Here is a 3,131-nt window from a genome sequence, read left to right on the forward strand (position 1 = left end):
TCATCTGCAACTGTAAAATCTGCATCTGTGCATGCACGGATATCTTCTACTGTGTATCCCGGAGCCAGTTCTCTGAGAACAAGTCCGTCCGGTGTAACTTCAAAATAACATCTTTCTGTTACAATATCTGTTACACATTTTGCTCCTGTCAAAGGAAGGGTACATTTTTTAAGAATCTTTGATTCTCCGCTCTTCTCACAATGATCCGTTGCCACAATAATCTTCTTGACACCTGCACAAAGATCCATGGCACCGCCCATACCCGGAACAAGTTTGCCCGGAATCGTCCAGTTGGCAATATTACCTTCCTGATCGACCTGAAGTGTACCAAGTACCGCTGCATCAATATGTCCGCCGCGAATATAAGTAAAGGAAATCAGATGATCCGCAACACTGCCGCCTTTAATAACTGCTGCAGGCTGTCCACCCGCATCGATCATATCCGGATCCACATGATCCCAATCCGGTGCCGGTGCGGAACCAACAATACCGATTTCAGATTCCAGCCATAATTCAACACCTTCAGGCAAATAGTTCACACATAATGCTGGAAGGCCGATTCCAAGGTTTACAAAATCACCGTCTTTAAAAAACTTTGCACAACGGGATGCAATAAGTGCACGTCCTGTAAGTCCTGCCATGATTATTTACCTCCTTCCGCTTTTGCCTTCGCACGCTGCCACATCGGACATAACGGCTTTTTCTCGCCGGTTCTGACATATACCATGTCAATGATCGGAGCTGCAACGTCGACTTCATCCGGACCAATTTCTCCGACTTCCACCAGTTCCTCGACTTCGACAATAACTGTATCTGCCGCATAAGCCATATAATTATTCGTAGCTCTGGCTGTCAATCGGAACTTGATATTTCCTGCTGTATCTGCTTTCCATGCTTTAATGACAGCAACGTCTGCATGCAGAGGCAATTCCAGAAGATATTCTTTTCCATTAATTGTAAGTTTCTGTTTACCCTTCTCTACATCTGTTCCTACACCTGTAGGTGTAAGGCAACCGCCAAGACCTGCTCCACCACAGCGAATGCGTTCTGCAAAAGTACCCTGAGGTACGAATTCCACATCCAGTTCTCCTGCAAACATCTGATCACGAGCAAGCGGATTAAATGCAATGTGTGTCGTCTTCAGGCTTCTTACACGATGCTCTTTTATCAATCTGCCGACACCCTGATCCGGCATACCACCGGAAACAGCAATCGCATCAATATCTTTCACACCGATTTCAAGCATACCGGTAATAATCTCTTCAGCTGAGAGTTCACCATGCCAGTCACCGAACATAATGGTCTGACCATCTTTAAATACTTTCAGGGCTTCTTCCCTGGTCACTACTTTTGATCGCACCTTCGTTACCACCTTTCATATGAAACATTTACATAACCTTCCCGTTTATCTATTTACCCTCAAAGGCTGCTTTACGTTTTTCCATAAATGCCTTGCATCCTTCCTGGAAATCCATGGAAGCCGCACATTCACGCTGAGTAGGAATTTCAGTTTCATCTAACCATTTCTTATAGTCTGCATAATTGGCATCGTAAATCTGCTTTTTAATATTCTTATAAGAAATCAACGGACCTGCTGCAAGCTTTCTTGCAAATTTCATCGTTACTTCATCCAGTTCTTCTTTTGTTGTAACTTTATACGCAAGTCCAAGTGCCTTGGCTTCTGCTGCATCCATCGGACGTCCCGTAGCAGCTAATTCTAATGTCCGTGCTGTTCCGATGCTCTTCGATAACAGATAGGTCGCACCTGTATCCGGAACAAGTCCAATATTAACGAAGGCAAGAATAAACTTAGCATTGTCTGCACAAATCATAAAATCCCCACCAAGTGCAAGACTAACGCCGGCTCCTGCTGCGGCACCGCATACAGAAGTAATAACCATCTTACTCATCTTCTTAAAACCATCGGCAACAATACCTACTTTTGCGATCAGACCGTCCATATTGACTTCGCCGCCGGCCTGAATCAGATCATAAAAGTAACCGATATCCCCACCGGCTGAAAATGCCTTATCGCTTCCTTTAAGAACAACCACTTTTACATTCGGATCCTTCTCTGCTGCATCCACAACATACATAAGTTCATCCGCCATCTGCTCATCAATGGCATTCAGATTCTTCATGTAGTTCATCTTGATAACAGCAATTCCGTCTTCCACTGTGTAAATAAGTTTCTTAAGTTCCATTAAACGTCCCTCCCATATAAAAAAATATATTTTTTCTAATCCCCTGATACGATTAAAATTAACTTTCTCTGAATCTTATTAAAACATATTTTAGCAAAATTGTCAATATTTTAACACTTTTATTCGAAAAATTTATATATTTTCACTAATTTTAAGAAAATTTTATCTCATTTGCATATTTACAAATTAATAGTTAAATTTATCGAATATTCTCTTAAATTTTTACAATTTATTGACTCGAAGTCTACCTGAGAGAGAAATTAAACATCTTAATATATCGGTCGTTTAGGAATCACAATGGCAGCAATTATGTAGGCAATAAAACCGCTTCCTCCCATGGCACAAAAAAGTACCCATCCCAGTCGGATAATGGTCGGATCTATGCCAAAATATTCACCAATTCCTCCACAAACACCATCTACCATCTTGTTCTGATCCGATTTGTATAATGTCTTACTCATAAAATCACCCCTTCTTTTTCTTTATCTTTATTATACAAAAGATGGCATGTTTTAGATAGGTATATTCTTCATAGGATTGTGTCAGTTTTATAGAAAAAAGAACACTCGGGCACCTATATCATGCCAAGTGTCCCTTTTATCCCATTTTTAATTATAACTCAGCTTTCCTCCGGAGGATGAAGCTTATGCAAATACTTTTCGCGTGTAGCCATCCCACCCCGGATATGCCGTTCAGACTTATTCACATCAAGAACTTTCCGTGTCTCGGCCGCAAGATTTGGATTAATATAAAGCAGTCGCTCTGCTACATCTTTATGTACCGTTGATTTACTGATACCAAATTTCTTTGCCGTCTGCCTCACCGTCGCCTTCGTCTCAATAATATAATTTGCAATTTCTACAGCCCGTTCTTCGATATAATCTTTCAAGGTTAATCCCCCGAAAATGCTGTTTTTACAGTGTATGC

At 41.2% G+C, this 3,131-nt stretch carries 5 protein-coding genes; all 5 read right to left on the bottom strand.

Going from position 1 to position 3,131, the window contains the following annotated elements; all coding sequences use genetic code 11:
* Positions 1 to 641 (bottom strand): 3-oxoacid CoA-transferase subunit B (locus QZZ35_RS10395; RefSeq protein ID WP_291237339.1); only part of this gene is annotated, 641 nt, incomplete at its 3' end.
* Positions 642 to 643: 2 nt separating this feature from the next.
* Positions 644 to 1,360, bottom strand: coding sequence for a 3-oxoacid CoA-transferase subunit A (locus tag QZZ35_RS10400; protein WP_291235086.1), 717 nt, complete (start codon positions 1,358 to 1,360; stop codon positions 644 to 646).
* Between the two features lie 49 nt (positions 1,361 to 1,409).
* Positions 1,410 to 2,204, bottom strand: coding sequence for an enoyl-CoA hydratase/isomerase family protein (locus QZZ35_RS10405; protein WP_291235085.1), 795 nt, complete (start codon positions 2,202 to 2,204; stop codon positions 1,410 to 1,412).
* A 269-nt stretch (positions 2,205 to 2,473) separates the two neighbouring features.
* Positions 2,474 to 2,665: a PspC domain-containing protein gene (locus QZZ35_RS10410; RefSeq protein WP_291237340.1), complete on the bottom strand. Its 192-nt coding sequence runs from the start codon at positions 2,663 to 2,665 to the stop codon at positions 2,474 to 2,476.
* Between the two features lie 158 nt (positions 2,666 to 2,823).
* Entirely contained in the window at positions 2,824 to 3,093 is a 270-nt protein-coding gene (gene spoIIID, locus QZZ35_RS10415) for a sporulation transcriptional regulator SpoIIID (protein ID WP_291237341.1), read from the bottom strand.
* Positions 3,094 to 3,131: the final 38 nt, after the last annotated feature.

This window comes from Frisingicoccus sp. (genome assembly GCA_016298055.1).
Taxonomy (GTDB): domain Bacteria; phylum Bacillota; class Clostridia; order Lachnospirales; family Lachnospiraceae; genus Frisingicoccus.